This window comes from Pedobacter aquae (assembly GCF_008195825.1).
In the GTDB taxonomy this organism is placed as follows: domain Bacteria; phylum Bacteroidota; class Bacteroidia; order Sphingobacteriales; family Sphingobacteriaceae; genus Pseudopedobacter; species Pseudopedobacter aquae.
Genome location: NZ_CP043329.1, coordinates 3331437 through 3357654, shown reverse-complemented (window position 1 = coordinate 3357654; position 26218 = coordinate 3331437). Strand labels below are relative to the sequence as shown.

Sequence of the window (26218 nt, the reverse complement as noted above, 5' to 3'; positions counted from 1 at the left end):
TTTTCAAGCATGAAAAACTTTTATACAATGCAAAATGGCTTTTTCACCTTAAAATTGTATAAAAGTTTTTTATTTCCATTTAAAAGCAGATTATTCTTATGAAAATTGGCTTAGATATAATGGGTGGCGATTATGCGCCCAAAGCAACAGTATTGGGTGCCATTGAGGCTTATAAACAACTCAAAGAAGACCAAAAGTTAGTTCTTATCGGAGATAGAACTCTCATAGACCCTATTCTTAAGGATAACAACTTTAATCCAGACCTCTTTCAAATTATTCATACCACAGAGGTAATTGGTATGGGAGAACACCCTACCAAAGCAATAGTACAAAAACCAAACTCTAGCATTTCTTTAGGTTTTACCCTTTTAAAAGATGGTGAGATAGATTCTTTTGCTTCTGCTGGCAATACCGGAGCCATGCTGGTTGGCGCTATGTTTAGCGTAAAAACAGTTCCTGGAGTTATCAGACCTGCAATTGCTTCTATTGTCCCTAAAGCCAAAGGTGGCTGCGGAATTTTGTTAGATGTTGGTGCCAATGCAGATTGCAAACCCGATACCTTATTACAGTTTGGTATATTGGGCAGTATTTACGCAGAGCATATTTACAATATTGCCAATGCCAAAGTGGGTTTAATGAACATAGGCGAGGAAGAAGAAAAAGGTAACCTGTTAACACAGGCTAGTTATACCCTCATGAAAGAAACCGAATTGATTAATTTCATTGGCAACATAGAAGGCAGAGACCTTTTTAATGATAAAGCTGATGTTATTGTTTGTGACGGTTTTACTGGTAATGTTGTCTTAAAACTTGCTGAATCTTTTTATGTATTAACCCTTAAAAAGGGCATGAAAGATGAGTTTTTTGATAGGTTTAACTACGAACAATATGGAGGCAGCCCTATTTTAGGCGTTAACGCTCCGGTAATTATAGGGCATGGTATATCAAGCCCAGAAGCAATTAAAAATATGGCTTTACTTTCAAGAGATATGATTGAAACTAAAATCATTGATAAGTTTAAAATTGCCTTCAATTAATCTAATAACACCAAAATATGAGTAAAATTCATGCTGCTATAACAGCAGTTAATGGTTACGTACCTGATTATATTTTAACAAACCAGGAACTGGAAACCATGGTTGATACCAACGACGAGTGGATTACCTCCCGTACTGGTATCAAAGAGAGAAGAATACAAAAAGGAGAAGGCCTTGCAACTTCAGATATGGCAGTACCTGCCGTAGAAGGTCTTTTAAAAAAGAGAGGAATATCTGCAGAAGAAATTGATTTAATTATATTCTGTACTTCTACACCCGATATGCCTTTCCCAGCTACAGCAAATATTTTAGCTGATAAAATTGGTGCCGTTAACGCTTGGGGATATGATTTACAAGCTGCTTGCTCTGGTTTTATATTTGGTTTATCTACCGGAGCTCAGTTTATTGAGTCTGGTAAACATAAAAAAGTTTTAGTAGTAGGTGGTGATAAAATGTCTTCTATCATCAATTACGAAGACCGTACAACCTGTATCATTTTTGGTGATGGTTGTGGATGCGCACTTTTAGAACCTAATGATGAAGGATTAGGAATTATAGATTCTATCCTTAAAAGTGATGGTGCTGGAAAAAATTTCTTAAACCTAAAAGCAGGAGGTTCTTTAAAACCTGCCAGCTATGAAACCATAGACAATAAAGAACATTACGCTTACCAAGAAGGACAAACTGTTTTTAAATTTGCAGTGACCAATATGGCCAATGTGGCAGCAGAAATTATGGAGAAAAACAACCTTACTTCTGATGACATTGCCTGGTTAGTGCCTCACCAAGCAAATAAAAGAATTATAGATGCTACAGCAAACCGTATGGGTGTTGGTCCAGAAAAAGTAATGATTAACATAGAAAAGTACGGAAACACCACCAATGGAACCATAGCTTTATGTTTGTGGGAATGGGAAAGCAAACTAAAAAAAGGCGATAATGTGATATTGGCAGCCTTTGGTGGCGGTTTCACTTGGGGCTCTGTATATTTGAAATGGGCATATAATGCTTAATTTAGCTAAGAGATTACTATATTAGATTTTTTTTAAAATAAACTTTAACACTAATAAAAACCTATATCAATGGGAATGGATATTAAACAAATTCAAGATCTGATCAAGTTCGTATCAAAATCAGGTGTGAATGAAGTGTCAATAGAAGAGCAAGACTTTAAAATTACAATAAAAACCAATCAAGAGCCTACTTATGTGACTGCACAACCACAGCAACAAATGGTAGCTCAGGTTCCAGCAGCAGCTCCAGCGGCGGCGGCTCCTGCAGCAGCAGCTCCAGCGGTAGCTATTGATGATGCTTCAAAATACATCACTGTAAAATCTCCAATGATTGGTACTTTCTACCGCTCAGCAAACCCAGAAAAACCATCTTTTGTAAATGTAGGAGATGAGATTTCAGCAGGTCAGGTAGTTTGTATTATAGAAGCCATGAAACTATTTAATGAAATAGAATCTGAAGTTTCTGGCCGTATCGTTAAAGTTTTGGTTGAAAATGCACAACCTGTTGAGTACGACCAACCTTTATTCTTAGTAGAACCTATTTAATCAATTTGTCCAAATAAGCAAGGAAGAATTTGCCATTGGAAGAAAATTAACTTATCAATATCGACAAATTGAATACTCATGTTTAAAAAAATACTAATTGCCAATCGTGGAGAAATAGCATTACGTATCATACGTACGTGTAAAGAAATGGGCATTAAAACTGTTGCCGTTTACTCTACAGCAGATAGAGACAGTCTTCATGTAAGATTTGCTGATGAAGCTGTTTGTATTGGTCCACCTCCAAGTAAAGATTCCTATTTAAATATCCCAAATATTATTTCTGCTGCTGAAGTTACCAACGCAGATGCCATACATCCTGGTTACGGATTTTTATCAGAAAACGCTAAGTTTTCTGCTATTTGTGCAGAGTATGGTATCAAATTTATTGGTGCAACGGCAGAACAAATCAATAGCATGGGCGATAAAGCATCAGCAAAAGAAACCATGAAAATTGCTGGTGTACCTACTATACCAGGTTCAGAAGGTTTGGTTGCTGATTTAAAATCAGGAATTGTTACTGCTAATGAAATTGGTTATCCGGTTATCTTAAAAGCAACTGCTGGCGGTGGTGGCCGTGGTATGCGTGTTGTTTGGAACGATGAAGAATTTGAACCAGCTTATGATTCTGCTCGTCAGGAATCAGGTGCTGCTTTTGGTAACGATGGTTTATATCTTGAAAAATATATAGAAGACCCACGTCATATTGAAATCCAAGTTATTGGAGACCAATACGGAAAAGTTTGCCACCTTTCTGAAAGAGATTGCTCTATTCAAAGACGTCACCAAAAATTAGTTGAAGAAGCTCCTTCTCCTTTCATGACACCAGAGTTACGTGAGAGAATGGGTAAAGCAGCTATCGCTGGTGCACAAGCTGTAAAATATGAAGGTGCGGGTACTGTAGAATTTTTGGTTGATAAACACCGTAATTTCTACTTCATGGAAATGAATACGCGTATCCAAGTAGAGCATCCGGTAACGGAAGAAGTTATCAATTTTGACTTAATTAAAGAGCAGATAAAAGTTGCTGCGGGTATTCCTATCTCAGGAAAATCTTACGAGCCAACTATGCATGCTATAGAATGCCGTATCAATGCGGAAGATCCATTCAATAATTTCAGACCATCACCTGGTAAAATCACACATTTCCACTCGCCAGGCGGACACGGAGTTAGAATAGATACTCACGTTTATGCGGGTTATACTATTCCACCTAATTACGATTCTATGATTGCAAAGGTTATTTGCGTTGCACAAACACGTGAAGAAGCTTTAAACACCATGGAAAGAGCCTTAAGTGAATTTGTGATTGAAGGTATTAAAACAACCATTCCTTTCCACTTAAAGCTATTGAAAGACCCTAATTTTAGAGCTGGTAACTTCACTACAAAGTTTATGGAGTCTTTTGATTTTGCTGAGTAAACTTTAATAATATTATTTATACAAATACCATTCTGATTATAAAACAGAATGGTATTTTTGTTTTCATATGGCAAAAGAGCGAAAAAAGATTTAGTTGAAGCTATCAAGCAGAAAGGTAAAACTATAGAGGCAGAAATGTCTTTCTTTGATCATATTGAGGTTTTAAGATGGCATTTAATACGCTCTGCTATAGCGATAGTGGTTTTCACTGTACTTGCTTTTGCTTACTACGATTTTCTTTTTGATATCATCATCATGGGGCCCAAACGCCCAGATTTCTGGACTTACCAAATGATGTGTAAAATTGGCGAACGTTTTAACTTAGGTCCTGATTTTTGCATCACCGAAATCCCTGGAAAAATTATCAATACAGAAATGGCAGGGCAATTTACGCTGCAAATTAACTCATCTTTATTAATGGGTATAACATTAGGCTTTCCGTACTTATTGTGGGAAATATGGCGTTTTGTAAAGCCTGCATTGCATGAAAATGAGCGTAAATCTGCCAATGGTTTTGTTTTCTACGCTAGTATGCTTTTCTTGATAGGTATTTTATTTGGTTACTATATTATAGCACCACTTTCTGTTAATTTCTTAACCAACTATACTGTTTCTGATATTATAGAAAATACCATCACCATAGATTCATACTTATCATCTGTGGCAACATTAACTTTAGGTAGTGGCGTAGTCTTTGAGTTACCTATAGTGATTTATATTTTATCAAAATTAGGTATCATGACTCCGCAATTTATGCGTGAGAAAAGAAGATATGCTGTAGTTTTAATTTTACTTATTGCAGCTATTGTAACGCCTACACCAGATATATTAACTATGTTAACTGTTAGTTTCCCATTATTCTTATTATATGAAATAAGTATTGGCGTATCTGGCAGGGTTAATAAAAAGAGATTAAAAGAAGAACAAGAGTTTTACGCAAATTAATAGCATATGAAAATTGCAATAGGGGCAGACCACGCTGGTTTTAATTATAAAGGACAAATTATTCCTTATCTAAACTCCTTACCTCAAATTACAGAAGTTAAAGATTTTGGCACTTATTCATCAGATTCTACAGATTATCCAGATTTTGCACACCCTACAGCAAATGCAGTAGAAAGTGGCGCTTATGATTTAGGTATTTTAATTTGTGGAAGCGCTAATGGTGTAGCCATAACAGCTAATAAACACCAAGGAATAAGAGCCGCCATTTGTTGGGAAGTTGAACTGGCAAAACTTGCAAGAGCGCACAACAACGCTAATATTGTTTGTATTCCAGAGCGCTTTATTTCTATTGATTTAGCTAAACAAATTATTGATGCTTTTTTAGCTACAGAGTTTGAAGGCGGCAGACATGCCAATAGAGTGGGAAAAATATCCTGCTAAAAAAAATCCTGCTCGTTAAAAGCAGGATTTTTTTATGTAAATACATCATATTCTTTTTGCCAATATTGTATTTTTCTGTTATACATAGCTTCATTGGCCATATGCACACAAATTGCTGTAGTGGCACCTGTTAAAACGTTAGATGGTGGGTTCTTATGCGTGGCTACACAATCAAAAAAGTCTTTTAGAGCATACCATGTTCCATCTTTACTTTTATCAGCTTCAATAGGGATTCCCCCGTCTTTATTCCAAACAATTTTTGTAGCACCGGTTACGCCATCAACGGTTTCTAACTCTGCTTTTGTTTCCTTTTCGGGATAAAAAACACCTTGATTCATCAATAAAGAAACGCTGCCTTTAGTACCTTTTAATTTAAATAGATAGCCATCCTTGGCATTAGCGCAGGTGGCACCGTAATTACCAATCATCCCGTCTTTATCATACCTAAAAGTTGCTTGCACATTATCAAAAGTTTCTCGTCCGTCTTTATAATAATCTACACCTCCAGTAGCATAAACTTCCGTTGGATGCGTGTCAAAAGCCCAATTGATAAAATCTATTTGGTGAGAGAGTAATTCGGCAGCTAAACCACCTGAATACTCCTTGTACATACGCCAATTGATTTTTCTTTCTAAAGATGGCTCAGGTACAGGTCTACGCCAATTCCAGTTTCTATCCCACCTACAGTCTATTTGTGTTACTTTACCTAGATAACCTTTATCAATCATTTCCTTTACTTTAAAGTAAAGCGGCGTGTAACGGTATTGATGCCCAACCTGCAACGTTAAATTTGGATGCAAAGCCTTAGCCTTTACCAAAGCTAAAGCTTGTGAGATATTGTAAGTCATTGCTTTTTCAAGATACACATGCTTTCCTGCTTTTAAAGCGGCTAAAGCAATATCATAATGTGCATTAAGAGAAGTAGCAATAAGTACAGCTTGTACATCGGCTTCAGCCAAAAGCTTTTTATAATCTTTGTAAGAAGCTATTTTTTCTCTGCCTAATAACTTTTGTGTAGCTGCTAGTCTAAAATCTAAGGTATCGCAAATAGCAGTTACCTTAAATTGCTCTTTTAGTTCCTGCATCACTTGAATGAGGCCATTACCTCTATCTCCACAACCTATCACAGCAACCTTTAAAGGAGTATTTGCAGCAAAAGCATGTAATAGCTCTTGCTGCAAAAGTAATCCTCCGGTTACAATACTTGTCTTCTTGATAAAATTTCTTCTTAGCATTTCTAAGTATGATTAACGATAGCTATGAACAAGTAGTATTAATATTTAAACACTTTACCATTTACCATAACTTCTTGTGTTTTTTCATCAAATGTTGCTTTAGAACCTGTTCTTACAGCAGCATTGGTCATGATAGTAGCAACAGAATGGTAATAACCAGCTTCTACTGGTGCATTAGTTTCTTTTCTACTACGGATACATTCCATCCAATTACGCATATGGTTAGAAGTTAACCTATCTGCACCAGTATTGGCAGATGCAACTACTTTTTCCTCTTGGCTAGTTAAGCTCATTTCTGGAAGTAAATTAGCTTTTAAGCCCATAGCAGCAGCTTGTTTCTCTTGCAAACCACCTTTAGGAGAAATTTTATTGGTATTTAAGTTTAACTCACCTCCATTAGCATAATAAATTTCGGCAGGGCGCTCGTCTCCGTTATGCATTCTAGAGCCAAATACCACTTGGAAACCTTTTTTCATGTCTTTATCACCATAATCAAAAACAGCAGTTGTGGTATCCCAGTTTCTTCTTCCATCTTTCCATTGGTAAATTCCACCATTAGCAACCACACTTCTTGGATGCATTAAGCCAGTAAACCAATGTACGGTATCAATCTGGTGCGACATCCATTGCCCAGGCATACCCGAAGAATAAGGCCAGAATAAACGGTATTCTAAGTATTTTCTTGGGTCCCATTCTTCAAACGGGCGGTTCATTAAAAAGCGTTTCCAATCTGTATCTTCTTGTTTTAGTTTAGCTACTAAATCTGGTCGGCGCCATCTGCCAGGTTGGTTTACATTCCAGGTAAGCTCTACCATCGTGATATCGCCAAATTTACCCTGTTGGATAAAATCTGCCGCAGCTTTATAATTAGCGCCACTTCTTCTTTGAGAACCAATTTGTATAATTTGTTTAGAAGCTTTTATGGCTTTTAATGCTGCTCTATTATCTTCCATGGTTTCTGCAAAAGGCTTTTCGCAGTAAACATCGCATTTAGCGTTAACAGCTTCTATGGCATGTAAAGCATGCTGAAAATCTGCTGTACTCACAATTACAGCATCTAAATCTTTCATCGCATACAATTCATCATTATTTCTACATCCTTTTATATCATGATTAAATTTAGATTTTAAAAGCTCTACACCTAAGTTTCTTCTATAGCTCCATAAATCAGAAACGGCTACCATATCAAAATTTAATTCTTGATGATGGTTTAGAAAACATGGTAATAAAGTATCTTTAAAACGATCTGAAAAACCAACTGCGCCTACACGCACCCTATCATTTGCGCCTAAAATTCTACCATAACTTTTTGCACTGAAGCCCATAGCTCCAAAATATGTTCCTGCTGCTGCAATAGCAGACTGTTTTATAAATTTTCTACGTGAGTTCATTTTATTTTGAATTTAGGTTTACAGTTGTTTAATTTTTAAACTTCTAAATGCCACGGCATTTCCATGGTCTTGTAGTAAAAGTCTTCCTTTAGGAGCCATACCAAAGTTTTTCCAGTCTTTATACTTACTTTCTGACACCAATTTCAAGAACTCTGCCGATCCTCTGGTATAATTAAGGATATTGTGGCCGTTTAACCAATACTCAACCCTATTATCTGGGTAAACCCTGATGATGCCTTTATTCCACTCGCCTACAGCCTTTTGTGCAGCAGGTATTTTCTTAGAAGTCATTAAATCATATAAAGAACCAAGCGTACGATTGCCATCTCTACCCAATTTTGCATCGGGATGTGTGGCATCATCTAAAATTTGATACTCTGGGCCAATAGCAGAACCTTTATTCCCCTCGCTTTCAGTGACAAAGTATTTTACGCCGCTATTAGCGCCTTTAGAAAGTTTAAAATCAAACTGAAACTCAAAAGCGCTATATTCTTTTAAAGTAACAATATCACCACCGTTAGTAGACTCGCTTCCATCAGCATCTTTAACTCTTAACTCGTTTTCAACAACTTCCCAACCCTGTGTAGGGAAAGTGGTTTTATAAGCTCCTCTCCATTGCGAAGTGTTTTTTCCATCAAATAACAAACTATAACCTTTAGCTTTCTCTTGCGGAGACAAATGATTTGGGATATAATTAGCGATGAAAATACCATCTGGCTTAGAAGGTTGTAAATTGCTCGTTTGTATTCTGATATTTCTCCATCTGATTTCTTTACCAGGAGTTTCATCTTTTCTGATAGAATGTACCTGTAAGGCAATAAAACCTGATGCTGTTTCTGCATCTACAACATGTGCTGTAGGAATACCATTTACCCAAGTTCTTAAAGTATTACCTATGGCTTCAATACGGTATTTATTCCATTGACCAGGTTTAAAAGCTTTTTTACCTTCTGGATTAATCTCCATATTATATAACCAGCCTCTTCTACCTTCATCGTAAACGCCGCCACTCCAAGCTCTGCTAGAAGGGTCTATTTCCATCTGATAGCCATGAACTCTACCATCACGATAGTCTGCTTTACTTAAACTTCTAAACTGTACGCCAGAATTCATGCTGTTGTCAACCAGAAGTTCTAATTCTAGAATAAAGTCGCCGTAGTTTTTTTCGGTAGCCATAAAAGAGTTAGGTTCATTAGAAACTGTAGTTCCTACAATCTCTCCGTTTCTAACTTCATACTTAGCTTTTCCGTTTAACTGTTTCCAGCCTTTAAAGTCTTTTCCATTAAATAAAGACTCCCATTTGTCTTGGGCAATCGTTTGCCCAAAAGCAGCAAATGTTAATAACAATACAATGCCTGTTTTAAATTTCATGTTGAACTGATAAATTGGTTAGCAACTCCTAATCTAAAAAAATTAAATCTAATTATCTTTAACAGCGTGAAATTTTATTAACCTTTTGATAGCGAGTTTTGTAATTTTTTTGTTCTAGAAGCGTATAAGCAAAAATTTATTATTTTACTTAGCCGAAGTTTAAAAGAAACCAAACCCATGAAACTTAGAAATCTGTTCTTATATTTTTTAGTACTACCTTATTTTTCTTTTGCCCAAAACAATGCTTTACCCAATGCGGCAGAGCTTAAACTAGATTTAAAAAAGTTAGATGTTCTAGGAAGTGTGCTTTACATTGCGGCTCATCCTGATGATGAGAATACACGTTTATTAAGCTATTTAGCTAAAGAAAAGCTGGTAAGAACTGCCTATTTATCTTTAACCAGAGGAGATGGCGGGCAAAATCTTATCGGTAATGAGCAATCTGAAGAATTAGGTTTGATAAGAACTCAAGAACTTTTAGCAGCCCGTAGAACTGATGGCGCTATCCAATTTTTTACTAGAGCTAATGATTTTGGTTTCTCTAAAACTGCCGATGAAACTTTTAACATCTGGAATAAGAAAGAAATATTAGGTGATGTGGTATACATCATCAGAAAATTTAAACCCGATGTTATCATAACCCGGTTTCCAAATGATGCAAGAGCGGGCCATGGCCACCATCAAGCATCATCTATTTTAGCTCAAGAGGCTTTTAAAGCTGCTGCAGACTCAAAGCAATTTACAGAGCAGCTGAAAGAAGTAAGTATATGGCAACCTAAAAGAATTCTTTGGAATACCTATAATTTTGGTTCGGCCAATACCACTGCCAACGACCAATTGAAAATAGATGTTGGCTTATTTAACAACTTACTAGGAAAAGGTTATGGCGAAATTGCTGCCGAAAGTAGATCTATGCATAAAAGCCAAGGTTTTGGCTCTGCCAGACAAAGAGGCTCAAGTATAGAATATTTTAGCAGTTGGCAAGGTGAACTTCCGCAAAAAGATTTATTTGAAGGAATAGATTTAAGCTGGGGCAGACTTCAAATTAAAACCGATATAGCTAAAGATATTACAAGCATTCAAGAGAAATTTAATATAGAAAAGCCAGGTCTTATTGTTGAGGATTTAATCAAACTTCATCAAAAAATAGCTGCTTTACCCGATAGTTTTTATAAAAATGTTAAGCTAGAAGAAGTTAAAAAACTGATTCTTAATTGCAGTGGAACTTGGTTAGAAGCGCAAGCTAAACAAGCTTTTGTCGCACAAAATACTCCTATCGAATTTAATCTAAGTGCCGTTACGCAATATCCAAACGTAAAAATTACTGCTTTTAACCAAAAAACAACCGATTTAAATATCAACCAGCTTTATAGCGCCAAAAATCAAACACAAATAAATAAAATTACCCAGCCTTATTGGTTGGTAAACCAGCATCCTATAGGGCAATATGTTTTAAATAAACAAGCTGACATATTACAGCCCGATGGACCAACAGCACACGCTATACAAGTTACACTTAGCTTTAATAACTACAGTTTGGATTATGAAATTCCTGTCATTTATAAATATACAGACCAAGTAAGAGGTGAAGTTTATCAACCTTTGGTTATAGCTTCACCTATCACAATCAACCCAGAAGATAAGGTGTTACTTTTCTCCAATCAAGATGAGAAAGAAATACGTGTAAGGTTAAAATCATTTAAAGAAAACCTCAGTGGCGAATTAATTCCAGAATTACCTAAAAACTGGAAAATTAGTCCGGCAAAGCAAAGCTTTAACTTCAAAAACATGGGAGAAGAGCTAAACCTCATATTTAAAGTTACGCCAGCAGCGGTAGATGAAAGTGTTGTTTTAAAATTCACAGCTCAAATTGCTAATGAGACTTATCAAAAAGCTTATCATGAAATTAAATATGAGCATATCCCTACCATAAGTTATTTCTCTGAAGCCGAACTAAAACTTACCAAGCTAGATATAAAAACAACTGGGAATAAACGCATCGGCTACATCAACGGAGCAGGAGATTTAATTCCAGAATCGCTGAAGCAAATAGGTTATCAAGTAAATATCCTTACAGAAAAAGAAATGTTAACAGGAGATTTATCTGCTTATGATGCCATTATCACCGGAGTAAGAGCTTTTAATACCAATGAGAAATTACCTTTTGCAAGACAGAATCTGTTAAAGTATATAGAAAACGGTGGTACTTTATTGGTGCAGTATAATGTAAACAGACCGTTACTAAGTACAGAAATTGGTCCTTATCCGTTTAACATCGCCAGAGATAGGGTTACCGAGGAAAATGCCAAAATATTTTTCTTAAAGCCAGAAAGTAAAGTGTTAAATTACCCTAATAAATTAACTGCTAAAGATTTTGATGGTTGGATACAAGAAAGAGGTTTATATTTCGCAGATGATGCCGATAACCGATACGAACAACCCTTAGGCATGAACGACACTGGAGAGAAACAAAAATCAGGTGCACTTTTGGTAACAGCTTATGGTAAAGGGAAATTTGTTTATACCGGTTTATCATTCTTTAGAGAGTTACCTGCAGGCGTTGCAGGCGCTTACCGTTTATTTGTAAACCTGATAAGTAAATAATGGATAAAAAAATTAAAGATACTGAGCTTCCTCCTTTCATAAAATCGTGGGGCCAATTTTACCGTTTGCTGGTTTACTGGCTTATCATCCTGGTTATAATTTTTTACTTGATTACTATTCGCTTCTCATGAGTTTAATAGATTGGTTTGTACTTGCCTTTACCATTATTTTTATTGTGGTTTATGGAATATGGAAAAGTAAAGCAAGTAAACATATAGACGGTTACTTACTTGGCGACCGTTCTTTGCCTTGGTACCACGTTGGTTTATCGGTAATGGCTACACAAGCCAGCGCTATTACTTTTTTATCAGCCCCGGGTTTAGCTTATACCGATGGAATGCGCTTCGTACAATTTTATTTTGGCTTACCCTTAGCCATGATTGTGCTTTGTATAACTTTCATCCCTATATTTCATAAACTAAAGGTTTATACCGCATATGAGTTTTTAGAACAAAGGTTTGATTTAAAAACCAGAGTTTTAACTGCTTTTTTATTTCTGATACAAAGAGGCTTATCTACCGGGATAACCATTTATGCTCCGTCAATCATCTTATCAACCATATTAAATGTAGACCCAACTTATACTACTTTAATCATAGGTTCTGTAGTGATATTGTACACCTTTTACGGAGGCACAAAAGCTGTTTCTTATACCCAGCTTTTACAAATGAGCATCATCTTTTCGGGCTTATTTTTAGCTGGCTTTGTAGTGGTAGCACTTTTACCCGCTTCTGTAGGTTTTACCGATGCTTTAGACATTGCAGGCAAAATGGGTAAAATGAATGTGATAGATTGGGAGTTTGATTTAAATAATAGATATACCGTTTGGACGGGATTAATAGGGGGCTTTTTCCTACAGCTATCTTACTTTGGCACAGATCAATCTCAGGTTGGTCGCTATTTAACCGGAAGCTCTGTAGGGCAAAGCAGAATGGGCTTATTGATGAATGGCTTGCTAAAAGTACCCATGCAATTTTTAATATTATTGATAGGGATATTGGTTTTCTGCTTTTATCAATACCAAAAGCCTCCTGTGTTTTTTAATACGTATGAAATTAATAAAGTAGAAAAAAGCGCTTACGCCGATGAATTTAAACAAAAAGAACAAGCTTTTGATGCTGCCTTTGAAGCTAAAAAACAAAAAGTAATAGCTCTGGAAAACGCTATCAATCATCAACAAAATGATATAACTTCTTTAAAAGCAGATGTAGTACTAGCAAATAAAAACTTACAAGAAAAAAGAGAAGATGCATTAATGGTGATGAAAAAAAACGACCCTAATGCAGATACAGACGATACTAATTACGTTTTCCTGAGCTTTGTTACACAGTACTTACCGCAAGGGCTAATTGGTTTATTGGTAGCCATTGTTTGTTTAGCTTCTATGGGTTCAACAGCCAGCGCCTTAAACTCATTAGCGTCAACCACAAGTGTTGATATTTATAAAAGATTAATCAATAAAACAGGTAGCGATTTAAAATACCTCAACGTAAGTAAAGCCATAACCCTCTTTTGGGGTATTTTAAGCCTAGCAATGGCTTTGTTTGCAGGTAAATTGGGTAATTTATTAGAAGCTGTTAATATTCTAGGTTCTTTATTTTATGGAACCATTTTAGGGATTTTCTTAGTTGCCTTTTACTTCAAAAAAATTGGGGGTAAAGCTGTATTTACAGCGGCCCTAGTTACAGAGGTATTTGTTTTTACTGCCTATTATTTTGATATAATGGCTTATTTATGGCTTAATCTTTTCGGCTGTGTATTGGTAATTGCTTGGGGCTATCTATTTCAGTATCTACAAAAAGAAAAATCACGGGCATAAAAAAAGCCTCTCCAAAAATCATCTGGAGAGGCTTTTTTAATTCCTATTACTTCTTAAATCCTACTCTAGATTTTGGTTGCCTAAACTGTGGTGTTGATTTAGGATTAATCTGAGGATCTCCTACACTACTCATCGCACATCTGAAACCAATCTCAGAACTAGCTTCACCTTGGTCTAAATATCTTCTGGTTCCTGGGTTTAACCAGTAAGCTCTATCATTCCAAGAGCCACCTTTAAATACTTTAGAACGGTCACTTATTAAAGTGATTTTACCATAAAGGTCTAGGTTTTCAGTATCTATATAGCCCCTTTGGTCTGCATTAAAAGTTGGTACAGCAGAAGCCATTTTATCATCCTTAGGTTCTGGTGTGCTTGGACTAGGCTCAGTAGCGTTACCGTATTTGCTTTTTTGTATCTCGTAAGCATCTTTTTTACCAGCTGTAGCTTTAACCTTTTTAGGTACATTAGTTTTACCTATAGTTTGTATTTGACCTTTATCATCATAAGCATTATTTTCAAATACGTTACCACGGTAAGGGTTAAAATCTTCTACTTCATCAAAAGATAATTGGCGGTAAGTATCGCTTGTCCACTCGCTTACATTACCAGCCATATTGAACAATCCAAAATCGTTTGGAATGTATGCTTTAACAGGAGCTGTAATATCGGCACCATCATTTAAATAACCTGCAACACCCATATTATCTCCACCACCTCTTTTAAAGTTGGCGTATATTAAACCTCTAGTATCTTTATTAGGAGAACGTACACCTATCCCATACCAAGGGTAAACTTTACCGCTTTTAACAATACTATTGCTTCCATCGCTTCTTAAAGCTAAAGCCGCATATTCCCACTCTGCCTCGGTTGGTAATCTATATCTACCAGGGGTGAAAACACCATCTTCAATTTTTGCAATTCTTCCGGTATTTGCTGCTCCTTTTTTACCTCCAGCTTGTGGCTGTGCTTGTGCAGTTACAACATTGGGTCTTGGTGCTCCTTTACCCAAATCGTTATACTGCCCATTTAAATAAAGGTCTAAATCAAAAGGTTCTGTATTTACTTTGTTTCCGGTTGCAGCTGCTGCGCCACCTTTACCACCTTTTGCTGTTCCCATTTTAGCCGCAGAATAAGCACCCCAATTGTTCATGATGCCCTTGTTACGCAAGATATTCTCGTTAACAACATTAGTTCTCCAATCGCAATAAGCATTAGCTTGCTCCCAAGTAACACCCACAACAGGATAATCTTGATAAGCCGGATGTCTTAAATAATTATTTACATAAGGCTCATTATAAGCAAGCGGACTTCTCCAAACTAAAGTATCTGGTAAAGCTTCATAATACCATCTGGTATCAGCAGCTACTTCTTTTATCCAATTTAAATACTCTAACCAGTCTAGGTTAGCTACTTCGGTTTCATCCATGTAAAATGTAGCCACAGAAACTCTTCTTTTTGGAGAAGCGTAATCATAACCAATATCATCTATGGTAGAACCTCCTAAAACAAAAGTACCTCCTTCAATATGAACCAAACCAGGACCCGGTGTCGGCTTAGTTTTAGGCATTACTTGAAGAGAACCAGGTCGTTTTTGATTGTATAAGGCTCCGGTTTTACCAGATATTTTTGACGGACCAGCATTCTTTTGGCAAGAGCTTAATATCATCATCAAACATATGCAGGCCGAAAGAAAAGTAATGGTATTTTTTCTCATGCGATTATTAAATTTTCAAAGCTTAAAAATAATAAATTATCTTAATCAAGATGATTAATTTTACTTACTATAAAGATTAAGCTGTAGTTTCCCTATTTTTAGCTATTAAAACGAAGTTTAAAGTTTTAAAGTTACATAATTTATAAATATTTATTTAAGATTGAAAATCGCTATTAATCAACTACTTAAGTTTATTATCCTTTTGCTTCTTATTCCTTATCAGCTTAAGGCGCAAAATAATAGTATAAAAAAAATGGTTGATTGGAGCTACTTCCAACCCAAGAGTAATACCGTAAAATCTTCTATAAACTTAGAGTTTCCGAGATATTTACCAGAACAATTTGCCGATTTACCACTTGTTCACTTAAAAATTCCGGTACAATCTGCTCAAATTTCGGTTCATGTAAAACCTCTGCAAACTCAACTGTCAAAGCAATTTAACAGCCTGCAAATAGCCAAAATTGAGCAAAATATTTGGTTTGATTATCAAGTAGTTGAAGAACAAAAAAGCTTTGGCTCATGGTAAATATATTGCCACTTTTTAAAAGCGCTAATGATGTTTATCAGCTGCTAGAATATGAAATCATTTTAGGCAGTAAAGCAGTTAATTTTCAAGCTCAAAAAACCAATAATTTAAAGCTAAGTCTAGCCAGCAATTCGGTTTTAGCTACCGGTAATTGGTATAAAATTGGACTCAAAAATGAAGGACTTTACAAACTAGATTATAACTTTTTAAGAAATATAGGCATAGCTGTAGACCAGCTAAACCCTCGTTTTATTAAAATATTTGGTAACGGAGGTAGGGCTTTAGCGCAAGAAAATAATGCTGCCCGACAAGATGATTTATTTGAAAATGCCATAAAAGTTATAGGTGAAGAAGATGGCAAATTTGACCCTCAGGATTATGTTTTATTTTATGCCGAGGGGAATGTTCATTGGGAATTTAACGCACAAACTCAAAAATTTATCCATCATAGAAATCATTATTCTGATTCTTCTTTTTACTTCATCAATATAGAAGGGAATAATGGAAAACGTATCATTAAGCAATCTTACCTTAATCAAAACCCAAATTATAATACTTCTTCTTATACCGATGTACAGCTTCATGAGCGAGAAAATTATACGGCTATCATGGAAAATTTAAAATCGGGCAGAGAGTGGTACGGAGAAGATTTTGAATTTAACAATAACCAAAATTTCAGTTTTAATCTGGATGGAATAAAAATTACCGATTCTGTTTATATCGAGGCCGATATGGCCATAAGAGCCAGTCAAAACTCGGCAGCAGAATTAAGAATTAATAACCAAACAAGGGCTACTTTAAATGCAAATGCTGTTCCTTTAAATTTTGATACTGATTATGCTGCTCCCGCACATCAATCTTTCTCTTTTTTACCCAATAGCAATAATTTATCGGTAAGTATAAGCTATAATAAACCCAATTCTTTGGCCAATGCTTGGCTAAACTATATCAGATTTAGCTGTACAAAAGATTTAAAAGCAGGTAATTGGCTTAGGTTTAGAGATATTTCATCAACCGGGCTCAACAGAATTACACAATTTAACTTTTCTGGAAATTTAACAGGAAAAGAAATTTGGGATATCACTAATCCCTTGGCCCCAATTGCTATTGATAATAGCCCCAATTCTTTCATTTACCCTACACCTAACTTAAAAGAATTTTTGTTGTTTGATGTGCAAAGTGCTCAAGAACCAAAATTCATAAAAAAGGTAGCAAACCAAAATTTACATGCCTTGGCCCCAAATGATATGATCATTGTATCGCCACCAGAATTTTTATCAGAAGCTAAAAGACTGGCAGATTTTAGGCTAGCAGAACAAAATATTAGAAGTCATATTGTTACGCCAGAACAAATTTATAACGAATTTTCATCAGGGGCGAGAGATGCTACCGCCATAAGAGATTTCATGAGGATGCTTTATAAAAAAGCTAGTGCCAACAATTTACCCAAACATTTATTGCTTTTTGGAAGCGGTAGTTTTGACAATAGAAACATCAAGTTTAACAACCATAATTTCATTGTCACTTACCAATCAAGAAATTCCTTATCGCCAACGCAAAGCTATACTTCTGATGATTATTTTGCTCTATTAGATGATGATGAAGGTAATTTTCCAGAGAATTTTGTTGATGCTGCTGGTTTACTAGATATTAATGTAGGCCGACTACCAGTTGCATCTTTAAAAGAAGCTAAAGATGTGGTAGATAAACTTATTTATTACACACAAAATACCCAATTAGGAAGCTGGCGCAATCAAATAGCTATTTTGGCAGATGACGAAGATGCTAATATCCATCTCAATCAGGCTGAAGCAAATGCCAATATCCTTATCCAACAAAAACCAGATTTTAATATTCATAAAATATATTTTGATGCTTATAAACAAGAAAGCACCGCTTCAGGAAGCCGTTATCCGGATGTTAAAAAAGCTATTGATAACATATTAAATAATGGCGTTATGCTTATGAATTATACTGGGCATGGTGGCGAGGGAGGTTTAGCTGCAGAAAGAATTTTAACTGTTGATGATATTAATAATTGGGATAATACCCATTTACCCATCATTTTTACTGCAACTTGTTCTTTTAGCCGATGGGATGACCCATTGGTGCGTTCTGCCGGAGAATTATTATTAAAAAAAGAAAAGCATGGCGCTATAGCGCTATTTACCACTACCAGAATTGTTTTTGCCTCTTATAATTTTGATTTAAACCAAAGCTTTTTGATAGCTTTAAGTCAGGCAGCAGCGCAAAACAGAAAAATAAGCTTTGGCGAAGTTTTTAGATTGGCCAAGAATAATAATATTGGAGGTTTAAATATCAACTCCAGAAATTTTACCCTTTTAGGAGATCCTTCAACTTTATTTCCTATCCCTTACAATAAAGTGAATACTTTAAGCGTTAACGAAAAATCAATAAGCAACCTAGACACCTTAAAAGCCTTGCAAAAAGTTAAAATAACCGGGCAAGTTGTTGCTCCAAATCAAGCTGTATTAAACGCTTTCAACGGTACCATTTATCCGGTAATTTATGATAAAGCAACCTCTGTAACTACATTAGGACAAGACCCCGGCCTATTTGGAAGTACAGCACAAGCATTTAAAACCCAAACCAACATCATTTACAAAGGGAAAGCCAGTGTAAGAAATGGGCAATTTAGTTTCGAGTTTATTGTGCCAAAAGATATAAACCTTCAATATGGCGAAGGAAAAATAAGCTATTATGCAGAAAATCAGCAAATAGATGCTACCGGAAATCTCAATAATATAATAATTGGTGGTTTGGCTGATACCCAAAATGACGATGATACAGGCCCTAAAATAGCCCTTTTCTTAAACGATGAAAAGTTTGTTTCGGGCGGCATCACCAATAGCTCCCCATTTTTATTAGTCAATTTAAATGATGAAAGCGGTATCAATACCACTGGTATTGGCATAGGGCATGATATTGTTGCCACTTTAACTTATAATAATGAAAGTACCAGCATCATTTTAAATGATTGGTACCAAGCAAAAACAGATTCCTATCAATCTGGCAGTATCAAATATCCATTAGAAAATCTAAAGCCTGGGATTTATAGCTTAAAATTAAAAGCTTGGGATACATTTAACAATTCATCGGAACAAATAATAGATTTTGAAGTCAAAAATTCTGATAAATTAGAGCTAGCACATGTATTAAATTATCCTAATCCTTTTACAACCAAAACCAATTTTCAATTTGAACATAACCACCCTAATGAGGATTTGGATGTACAAGTAAATATTTATACTATTGCAGGCAAGCTGATTAAAACAATAAATCAAACTGTAATAAGCACTGGAAACCGCGTTAACGACATATTTTGGGATGCCAAAGATAATTTTGGAGATAAAATTGGCAGGGGCGTTTACATATACGAATTAAAAGTGCGCTCTAATTTTACTGGAGAAACAGCGAAAAAAACAGAAAAAATAGTCATCCTTTAATTAACTTTAACAAGAAATTTTAGCTTTAAAAAATGAAAATTAATAAATATCTCATCCTGATATTAAGTACCCTAGTTACAAAGTTTGGATATGCTCAGTCTGGTGGTACAACTCCGCCTCCTAATGAAGCAATTGATGGTAGAATTGGCAATATTATCACAACAGCAGTACCATTCCTATTAATTTCTCCTGATGCTAGAGCCGGAGCAATGGGAGAAACCGGTGTAGCTACACTTCCAGATGTAAATGCTACACACTGGAACCCATCAAAACTAGCATTTTTAACAGATAAATATGGTTTCTCTGCTTCTTACAGCCCATGGTTACAAAGGCTAGTACCAGACATAAACATGGCCTATTTAAATGGCTTTTTCCGTTTAGATGAAAGAAATGTGATAGGTGGTTCTTTAAGATATTTTTCTTACGGAGACATACAACTTACAGATGGTACTGGAACACAAATTGGCCTTTACAACCCAAATGAATTAGCTATAGACGCCAGTTTGGCCCGTTCTTTTGGCGAAAACTTCTCTTTAGGTACAGCTTTAAGATTTGTATTCTCAAACATCTCTAATAACGGTATTGTTGACGGTAGCCAAAATAGAGCAGCAACCGGTTTAGCGGCAGATATTTCTGCTTATTACAAAAGCGATAGAAGACCTATGTTTGGTAAGGAAGCTACACTAGCAGCCGGACTTAATATTTCTAACATCGGTACAAAAATGAGCTATTCTGATAATGCTCCTGGAATATTTATGCCTACCAATTTACGTTTAGGTGGTGCATCAACCATACATTTAGATGAGTATAGCGATTTTACTGTTTCTTTAGACATCAATAAACTTTTAGTACCCTCAGAACCTAATAGCACCAAATCTGTACCTGCTGGTATTTTTGGTTCTTTTAACGATGCTCAGGGTGGTTTTTCAGAAGAATTACAAGAAATTATCTATTCAACAGGTTTAGAATACTGGTATAATAAGCAGTTTGCACTTAGAGCTGGTTATTTTTATGAAAACCCTAACAAAGGAAATAGAAGCTACTTAACTTTAGGAGCTGGCTTAAAATATAATATTGTGAATATTGATTTTTCTTATGTGTTAGCAAATCAACAAAGATCTCCTATGGCAAATACCCTTAGGTTTTCATTATCATTAAACTTTGGAGAATCAGGAGCGGCTAAGTAATGAAAATAAAAGTAGGTTTTGGTTTTGATGTTCACCAATTAAAAGATCAACATCCTTTTATTTTAGGCGGCGTAAAATTAGAACACCATAAAGGTGCCTTCGGCCATTCTGATGCTGATGTCTTAGTCCACGCCATTTGCGATGCCCTTTTAGGCGCAGCCAGCCTTCGTGATATTGGCCATCATTTCAAAAATACTGATGAAAGATGGAGAGGTATCAGCAGTTTAATTTTATTAACAGAATGTGTAAGGTTAATAGGCGAAAAAGGCTTTACCCTTGGTAATGTAGATGCTATGCTATGCTTAGAAGCTCCAAAAATAAACCCTCATGTGCCTGAGATGAAAAAAAACATTGCACAAGCCATGGGTTGCGATGAAGAAGACATTTCTATAAAAGCTACCACCAACGAAACCATGGGCTTTATTGGAAGAGAAGAAGGTGTTGTAGCTTATGCGGTTTGTTTAATAGAGAAAAAATAATCGGCTTTTTGTAACAAAAAGACCTGATAAGAGTCTCATCTATATAAAACTTGGAAAATATGATCGTAACAACAACATCACACATAGACGGAAAAAAAGTAGTTAAGTATATAGGTATAGTTAGTGGCGAGGCTATTATAGGCGCCAACATTGTAAAAGACTTTTTTGCAGGTATAAGAGATATCGTTGGCGGAAGATCTGGCTCTTATGAAGAAGGCTTGAGAGAAGCTAAAAACATAGCCTTAGCAGAAATGCAAGATTACGCAGCTAAACTTGGTGCAAATGCTATACTGGGTGTAGATTTAGATTATGAAACTATGGGTGCTTCTGGCAGTATGCTTATGGTTTCTGCTAGTGGTACAGCAGTAATTATAGAGGATTAAACCTTAAAAATTCTTTTTTTGAAAGCCGATAATGATAAATCATTGGCTTTTATTTTTCCACATCTATCTTAGAAAAATCAACCCCACATTTACAGCTACTACCACAACTTGTTTTGGTATTAAAACTTCTATAAACAAGCCTTACAACATAAATAACTGCTATTAAAAACAGTGCAAAAACCAATATCGTTTGTGTATCCATAACAAGCTCAAAGTTAAGGTTTTGTTAAGTTTTAATCGTCATCTAATTTTCACGATAGCCATGTGCTTAAATTACCGATTTAAAATCATACCTTTGCAAAAATTTTTTTAAGCATTTTTTGCATGCAAAACATTAGAAATATAGCGATTATCGCTCACGTTGACCACGGAAAAACTACCTTGGTTGACAAAATTTTACATTCTTGTTCTATCTTTAGAGATAACGAATCAACTGGAGAATTAATTTTAGATAACAACGATTTAGAGCGTGAGCGTGGTATTACCATCGTTTCAAAAAACGTTTCTGTTCAGTATAAAGACGTTAAAATTAATATCATTGACACTCCTGGTCACGCTGATTTTGGCGGTGAAGTAGAGCGTGTTCTTAAAATGGCCGATGGTGTATTATTACTTTGCGATGCTTTTGAAGGTGCAATGCCTCAAACTCGTTTCGTAACCCAAAAGGCTTTAGCATTAGGTTTAAAACCTATTGTTGTGGTAAACAAAGTTGATAAAGAAAATTGCCGACCTGAAGAGGTTTATGAGCAAATTTTCGAGTTATTCTTTAACCTTGAAGCTACAGAAGAGCAATTAGACTTCCCTGTTATCTATGGTTCTTCTAAACAAGGTTGGATGAATACAGACTGGAAAGAACAAACGGACAATATTTTCCCTTTAATGGATGCTATTTTAGCAAATATTCCTCCGGCACCCGTACAAGAAGGTACTTTACAAATGCAAATTACCTCTTTAGATTATTCTTCTTTCGTAGGTCGTATTGCCATTGGTAGAGTAGCCCGCGGTACCATTAAAGAAAACATGCCTGTGTCTTTAGTTAAACGCGATGGCAAAGTTGTAAAATCAAGAATTAAAGAATTATACACTTTTGAAGGATTAGGAAAAGTTAAAGTTTCTTCTGTTTCTTCTGGTGATATTTGCGCTGTTGTAGGTATAGATGGTTTTGATATTGGTGATACCATTGCCGATTTCGAAAATCCGGAGCAATTAGAAGTAATCAGCATTGATGAGCCAACAATGAACATGTTGTTTACCATCAATAACTCGCCTTTCTTTGGTAAAGAAGGTAAATTTGTTACTTCACAACGTTTAAGAGAGCGTTTACACAAAGAATTAGAGAAAAACTTAGCGCTACGTGTAGTAGAAACTGATTTACCAGATGCTTATTTAGTTTATGGTCGTGGTATTCTCCATTTATCAGTTTTGATAGAAACTATGCGTCGTGAAGGTTACGAATTACAAGTAGGCCAGCCACAAGTTATCGTTAAAGAAATTGATGGTGTTAAATGCGAGCCTATTGAAATTCTAATTGTTGATGTACCGGGTGATGTTGCTGGTAAAGTTATCGAGCTGGTTACACAACGTAAAGGTGAGTTATTAATTATGGAGCCTAAAGGCGATTTACAACACTTAGAGTTTGAAATCCCTTCAAGAGGTATCATTGGTTTACGTAATAACGTTTTAACTGCAACGGCTGGTGAAGCTATTATGGCACACCGTTTCAAAGCTTACGAGGCATGGAAAGGTACAATCCCTGGACGTTCTAATGGTGTATTAATCTCTATGGATAAAGGTTTAACAACTGCTTATGCTATTGATAAATTACAAGATAGAGGACGTTTCTTTGTTGATCCAGGTGTTGATATTTATGAAGGTCAAATCTTAGGTGAGCACATCCGTGACAACGATTTAGTTATCAACGTAACCAAAGGTAAACAGTTAACCAACATGAGAGCCTCTGGAAGTGATGATAACGTAAGAATTGCTCCTGCTATTAAATTCTCTTTAGAAGAGTGTATGGAGTATATCCAAGCAGATGAGTATATCGAAGTTACACCACAAAATATACGTTTACGTAAAATCTACTTAACAGAGAATGAGCGTAAAATAAATGCTAAGAAGTTTGTGAATCAATAATCTTCTAAAATGTATAAAAAAGGGTTATCTGTTTTTCAGATAACCCTTTTTTGCTTTATAAAGGTTTCTTTTATTAAAATTCAGTATCTTGAAAATGAAACCCAAAAATTATGAAACTAGCTTTTGCAATACAAAGGAAGATACGTTTGGCTATAGCGTTAGCCATCATGATGTTTTTTAGTATCATCCTAAGTTTAGTAGAATCTTACAACATCAATAAAATAGCCAAATCATTTAATTCTATTTACGAAGACAGGTTAATACCAGCTGTTGATTTATACACGATAGCCAACCACATACAAAACAAAAGACAACAATTATTTAGTTTCTTATTTAGAGATAATGTTAGCCAACAAGCTGTAACGAAATATTTGAAAGCAACAGATGCTAAATTAGATACCTTAATTAACAAGTATGAAAACACCTTTTTGGTAAAAACAGAAACCAATTACCTGGCTCACTTAAAAAAAAACTTACAAGACTTTAGAAAAGAAGAGCAAGCTTTAATTATTACTTCTTTAACAGATAAAGAAAAAGCAAAAAGCATCTACTTAAACCGCACTATTTTTGTTTATGATGAACTCAACAAAGACTTAATGCAGCTTACACAGGTACAAACACAGGTAGGTAAAGAGCTCATGGCCGAGTCTAGAAAAAGCCAAGCCAGTTCCTCTTTCATCACCAAATTACAACTCTTTATTGCCATAATTCTAGGCTTAATCATCATGATACTTATCCTTACAGATAAGCAGGTATTATTAAAGAGAGAAAAGTTTAATCTTAATTGATGAGAATCAAGGTTTAAAAATAATCTAATGGTATTAATTTTGCAAAAAAGCTTTTATAAAAAACACTTATGATTAATACCTTTAAGAAATTTCTCTATTTAATCAGCTTTACTATTTTACTTCTAATCAACGCCTGTTCAGAAAACCCTGTAACAGGCAGAAAACAGCTCGTATTAATGTCTACAGAGCAAGAAATTGCTTTAGGTCAAGAGACTGACCCTCAAATTATTGCTCAGTATGGTTTATATGAGGATAAAAATCTGCAAGAATTTATCACTACAAAAGGCAATGAAATGGCTGCTATCTCTCATCGGCCAGAGTTAAAATATGAGTTTAAAATTGTTGATTCTGATATCATTAATGCTTTTGCTGTACCTGGTGGCTATGTTTATTTTACCAGAGGTATCATGGCTCATTTTAACAATGAAGCCGAATTTGCCGGAGTTTTAGGTCATGAGATAGGACATATTGCCGCCCGCCACTCGGTAGAACAACAACGTAACGCTATATTGGGTCAGCTTGGCTTATTAGCCGGGATGATTATAGCTCCAGATTTAGCCAAATTTGGTCATGAAGCATCACAAGGTTTAGATTTACTTTTTTTAAAATTTGGAAGAGATGCTGAACGTGAATCAGACGAGTTAGGTGTAGAATACGCCTCAAAAATTGGCTATGATGCCAAAGAAATGGCCTCTTTTTTTAAGACTTTAGAAAGAAAATCGTCCAAAGAAAATCAAATGTTACCCGATTTTTTATCTACTCACCCAAATCCGGGAGATAGATATGTAGTGGTAGGTGAACTAGCCGAAGCATGGAAAGAAAAATTGGCCACCAATCAATTTAAAATTAACCGTAACAGTTACCTCAAAAAAATTGATGGTCTAATTTATGGACCAGATCCACGACAAGGTTTTCAAGAGGGTAATATTTTTTACCACCCTGTTTTAAAGTTTCAATTTCCAACACCTGCAAAGTGGAATGTACAAAATACGCCTCAAATGGTACAAATGGCTCCAGAAGATGGTGGTGCTTTATTAAGCATGCAACTGGCAGAAGAGAAAGTATTGCAAACTGCTGCAGATAATTTTATTGATAAAAATCAACTGAATGTGGTAACAACTTCTGAAACCACTATAAATAGTTTACCCGCTATAACTGTATCTGGCAAACAACAGCAAGAAAACCAGGAAGAAATTCAGATACTGAGCTATTTTTTCCAGTATCAAAACCAAATTTATGTGATCACCGGTATTGCGTCTGCTGCCAATTTTAACAATTATAAAAGTGCTTTTATACATACGATGACAGGTTTTAAACCTTTATCACATCCCGATAAATTGAACAAGCAAGCAGAACGCATTCGTATCAAAACGGTATCACAAAACGTTAATTTACAACAAGCTCTTAAAGCTTTTAAAGTAGCTGCAAACAGGCTGGAAGAACATGCTATTTTAAACGGTATGGAATTAACTGATAAAGTTGAAAAAGGAATGCTGATTAAAGTTGTAGAATAAAATTGCTATAATCATCCAACAAAAAATAGGCTGTCACAAATCATCACTTTGTGTCAGGCTGAGCGGAGTCGAAGCCTTTTTTGAGTATTCAGAGAACATTTCGACCCAGTTTGGCGCAAGTTTACAGCCCAAGCTATATGCATCAGATACTTGTGCCTGGCTTGCCAAATTATCATACCGCCCTAGCGCAAGTCTTAGCGGGC

21 protein-coding genes are annotated in these 26218 nt (G+C 35.6%); 16 read left to right on the top strand and 5 right to left on the bottom strand.

Features of this window, described 5'->3' with window-relative positions:
- Positions 1 to 98: 98 nt before the first annotated feature.
- The 6 genes from plsX (at position 99) to rpiB (ending at position 5401) form a co-directional block, all read left to right on the top strand.
- On the top strand, positions 99 to 1037 hold the full coding sequence (gene plsX, locus FYC62_RS14775; RefSeq protein WP_039453441.1) for a phosphate acyltransferase PlsX: 939 nt from the start codon (positions 99 to 101) through the stop codon (positions 1035 to 1037).
- Between the two features lie 17 nt (positions 1038 to 1054).
- Positions 1055 to 2050 (top strand): beta-ketoacyl-ACP synthase III, encoded by a 996-nt coding sequence (locus tag FYC62_RS14770; RefSeq protein ID WP_039453438.1) that lies wholly within the window; start codon positions 1055 to 1057, stop codon positions 2048 to 2050.
- A gap of 69 nt (positions 2051 to 2119) precedes the next feature.
- Positions 2120 to 2596 (top strand): acetyl-CoA carboxylase biotin carboxyl carrier protein, encoded by a 477-nt coding sequence (accB, locus tag FYC62_RS14765; RefSeq protein ID WP_039453436.1) that lies wholly within the window; start codon positions 2120 to 2122, stop codon positions 2594 to 2596.
- Between the two features lie 78 nt (positions 2597 to 2674).
- Positions 2675 to 4015, top strand: a complete 1341-nt coding sequence (gene accC, locus FYC62_RS14760; RefSeq protein ID WP_039453434.1) for an acetyl-CoA carboxylase biotin carboxylase subunit — start codon at positions 2675 to 2677, stop codon at positions 4013 to 4015.
- Positions 4016 to 4063: 48 nt separating this feature from the next.
- Positions 4064 to 4960: a twin-arginine translocase subunit TatC gene (tatC, locus tag FYC62_RS14755; RefSeq protein ID WP_149075485.1), complete on the top strand. Its 897-nt coding sequence runs from the start codon at positions 4064 to 4066 to the stop codon at positions 4958 to 4960.
- 6 nt (positions 4961 to 4966) lie between these two features.
- Complete coding sequence (rpiB, locus tag FYC62_RS14750; protein ID WP_039453429.1) at positions 4967 to 5401, top strand: ribose 5-phosphate isomerase B; 435 nt, start codon at positions 4967 to 4969, stop codon at positions 5399 to 5401.
- A 32-nt stretch (positions 5402 to 5433) separates the two neighbouring features.
- Here rpiB and FYC62_RS14745 read toward each other — a convergent pair whose 3' ends face one another.
- From FYC62_RS14745 to FYC62_RS14735, 3 genes are read right to left on the bottom strand one after another with little or no spacing between them, the layout of a single operon-like run.
- Positions 5434 to 6636: a Gfo/Idh/MocA family protein gene (locus FYC62_RS14745; RefSeq protein WP_149075484.1), complete on the bottom strand. Its 1203-nt coding sequence runs from the start codon at positions 6634 to 6636 to the stop codon at positions 5434 to 5436.
- Positions 6637 to 6674: 38 nt separating this feature from the next.
- Complete coding sequence (locus FYC62_RS14740; protein ID WP_039453424.1) at positions 6675 to 8027, bottom strand: Gfo/Idh/MocA family protein; 1353 nt, start codon at positions 8025 to 8027, stop codon at positions 6675 to 6677.
- An 18-nt stretch (positions 8028 to 8045) separates the two neighbouring features.
- The gene (locus tag FYC62_RS14735; protein ID WP_039453422.1) at positions 8046 to 9398 is read right to left on the bottom strand and encodes a 3-keto-disaccharide hydrolase; all 1353 of its coding nucleotides are present in this window, start codon (positions 9396 to 9398) and stop codon (positions 8046 to 8048) included.
- A gap of 177 nt (positions 9399 to 9575) precedes the next feature.
- On the opposite strand from FYC62_RS14735, the gene FYC62_RS14730 reads away from it, so the two are divergent.
- Both FYC62_RS14730 and FYC62_RS14725 read left to right on the top strand, forming a co-directional pair.
- Positions 9576 to 12002 carry a PIG-L family deacetylase gene (locus FYC62_RS14730; protein WP_149075483.1) on the top strand — a complete coding sequence of 809 codons (2427 nt, stop codon included), beginning with the start codon at positions 9576 to 9578 and terminating at the stop codon, positions 12000 to 12002.
- Between the two features lie 127 nt (positions 12003 to 12129).
- A complete protein-coding gene (locus FYC62_RS14725; RefSeq protein ID WP_149075938.1) occupies positions 12130 to 13821 on the top strand; it encodes a sodium:solute symporter in 1692 nt (563 codons plus the stop codon).
- A 46-nt stretch (positions 13822 to 13867) separates the two neighbouring features.
- Here the strand turns inward: FYC62_RS14725 and FYC62_RS14720 are convergent, their stop codons facing one another.
- Positions 13868 to 15535 carry an SUMF1/EgtB/PvdO family nonheme iron enzyme gene (locus tag FYC62_RS14720; protein ID WP_039453416.1) on the bottom strand — a complete coding sequence of 556 codons (1668 nt, stop codon included), beginning with the start codon at positions 15533 to 15535 and terminating at the stop codon, positions 13868 to 13870.
- Between the two features lie 253 nt (positions 15536 to 15788).
- Here FYC62_RS14720 and FYC62_RS14715 point away from each other — a divergent pair, with 253 nt between their 5' ends.
- From FYC62_RS14715 to FYC62_RS14695, 5 genes are read left to right on the top strand one after another with little or no spacing between them, the layout of a single operon-like run.
- Entirely contained in the window at positions 15789 to 16061 is a 273-nt protein-coding gene (locus FYC62_RS14715) for a hypothetical protein (protein ID WP_205943732.1), read from the top strand.
- Positions 16055 to 19528: a type IX secretion system sortase PorU gene (gene porU, locus FYC62_RS14710; RefSeq protein ID WP_149075481.1), complete on the top strand. Its 3474-nt coding sequence runs from the start codon at positions 16055 to 16057 to the stop codon at positions 19526 to 19528. Before FYC62_RS14715 ends, porU begins: the two co-directional genes overlap by 7 nt.
- Positions 19529 to 19560: 32 nt before the next feature.
- Positions 19561 to 20715 (top strand): type IX secretion system outer membrane channel protein PorV, encoded by a 1155-nt coding sequence (porV, locus tag FYC62_RS14705; RefSeq protein WP_149075480.1) that lies wholly within the window; start codon positions 19561 to 19563, stop codon positions 20713 to 20715.
- Positions 20715 to 21194 carry a 2-C-methyl-D-erythritol 2,4-cyclodiphosphate synthase gene (gene ispF, locus FYC62_RS14700; protein ID WP_149075479.1) on the top strand — a complete coding sequence of 160 codons (480 nt, stop codon included), beginning with the start codon at positions 20715 to 20717 and terminating at the stop codon, positions 21192 to 21194. The genes porV and ispF overlap by 1 nt, the downstream gene beginning before the upstream one ends.
- Before the next feature lie 59 nt (positions 21195 to 21253).
- Positions 21254 to 21577 (top strand): heavy metal-binding domain-containing protein, encoded by a 324-nt coding sequence (locus tag FYC62_RS14695; RefSeq protein WP_026905270.1) that lies wholly within the window; start codon positions 21254 to 21256, stop codon positions 21575 to 21577.
- 49 nt (positions 21578 to 21626) lie between these two features.
- Here FYC62_RS14695 and FYC62_RS17720 read toward each other — a convergent pair whose 3' ends face one another.
- Positions 21627 to 21779: a FeoB-associated Cys-rich membrane protein gene (locus FYC62_RS17720; RefSeq protein WP_149075478.1), complete on the bottom strand. Its 153-nt coding sequence runs from the start codon at positions 21777 to 21779 to the stop codon at positions 21627 to 21629.
- A 122-nt stretch (positions 21780 to 21901) separates the two neighbouring features.
- On the opposite strand from FYC62_RS17720, the gene typA reads away from it, so the two are divergent.
- The 3 genes from typA to FYC62_RS14675 all read left to right on the top strand — a co-directional run bounded on the left by typA (position 21902) and on the right by FYC62_RS14675 (position 26015).
- The gene (gene typA / locus FYC62_RS14685; RefSeq protein WP_039453407.1) at positions 21902 to 23713 is read left to right on the top strand and encodes a translational GTPase TypA; all 1812 of its coding nucleotides are present in this window, start codon (positions 21902 to 21904) and stop codon (positions 23711 to 23713) included.
- 110 nt (positions 23714 to 23823) lie between these two features.
- A complete protein-coding gene (locus tag FYC62_RS14680) occupies positions 23824 to 24501 on the top strand; it encodes an MCP four helix bundle domain-containing protein (protein WP_149075477.1) in 678 nt (225 codons plus the stop codon).
- Positions 24502 to 24569: 68 nt separating this feature from the next.
- The gene (locus FYC62_RS14675) at positions 24570 to 26015 is read left to right on the top strand and encodes a M48 family metalloprotease (RefSeq protein WP_149075476.1); all 1446 of its coding nucleotides are present in this window, start codon (positions 24570 to 24572) and stop codon (positions 26013 to 26015) included.
- The last annotated feature ends 203 nt before the right edge of the window (positions 26016 to 26218 follow it).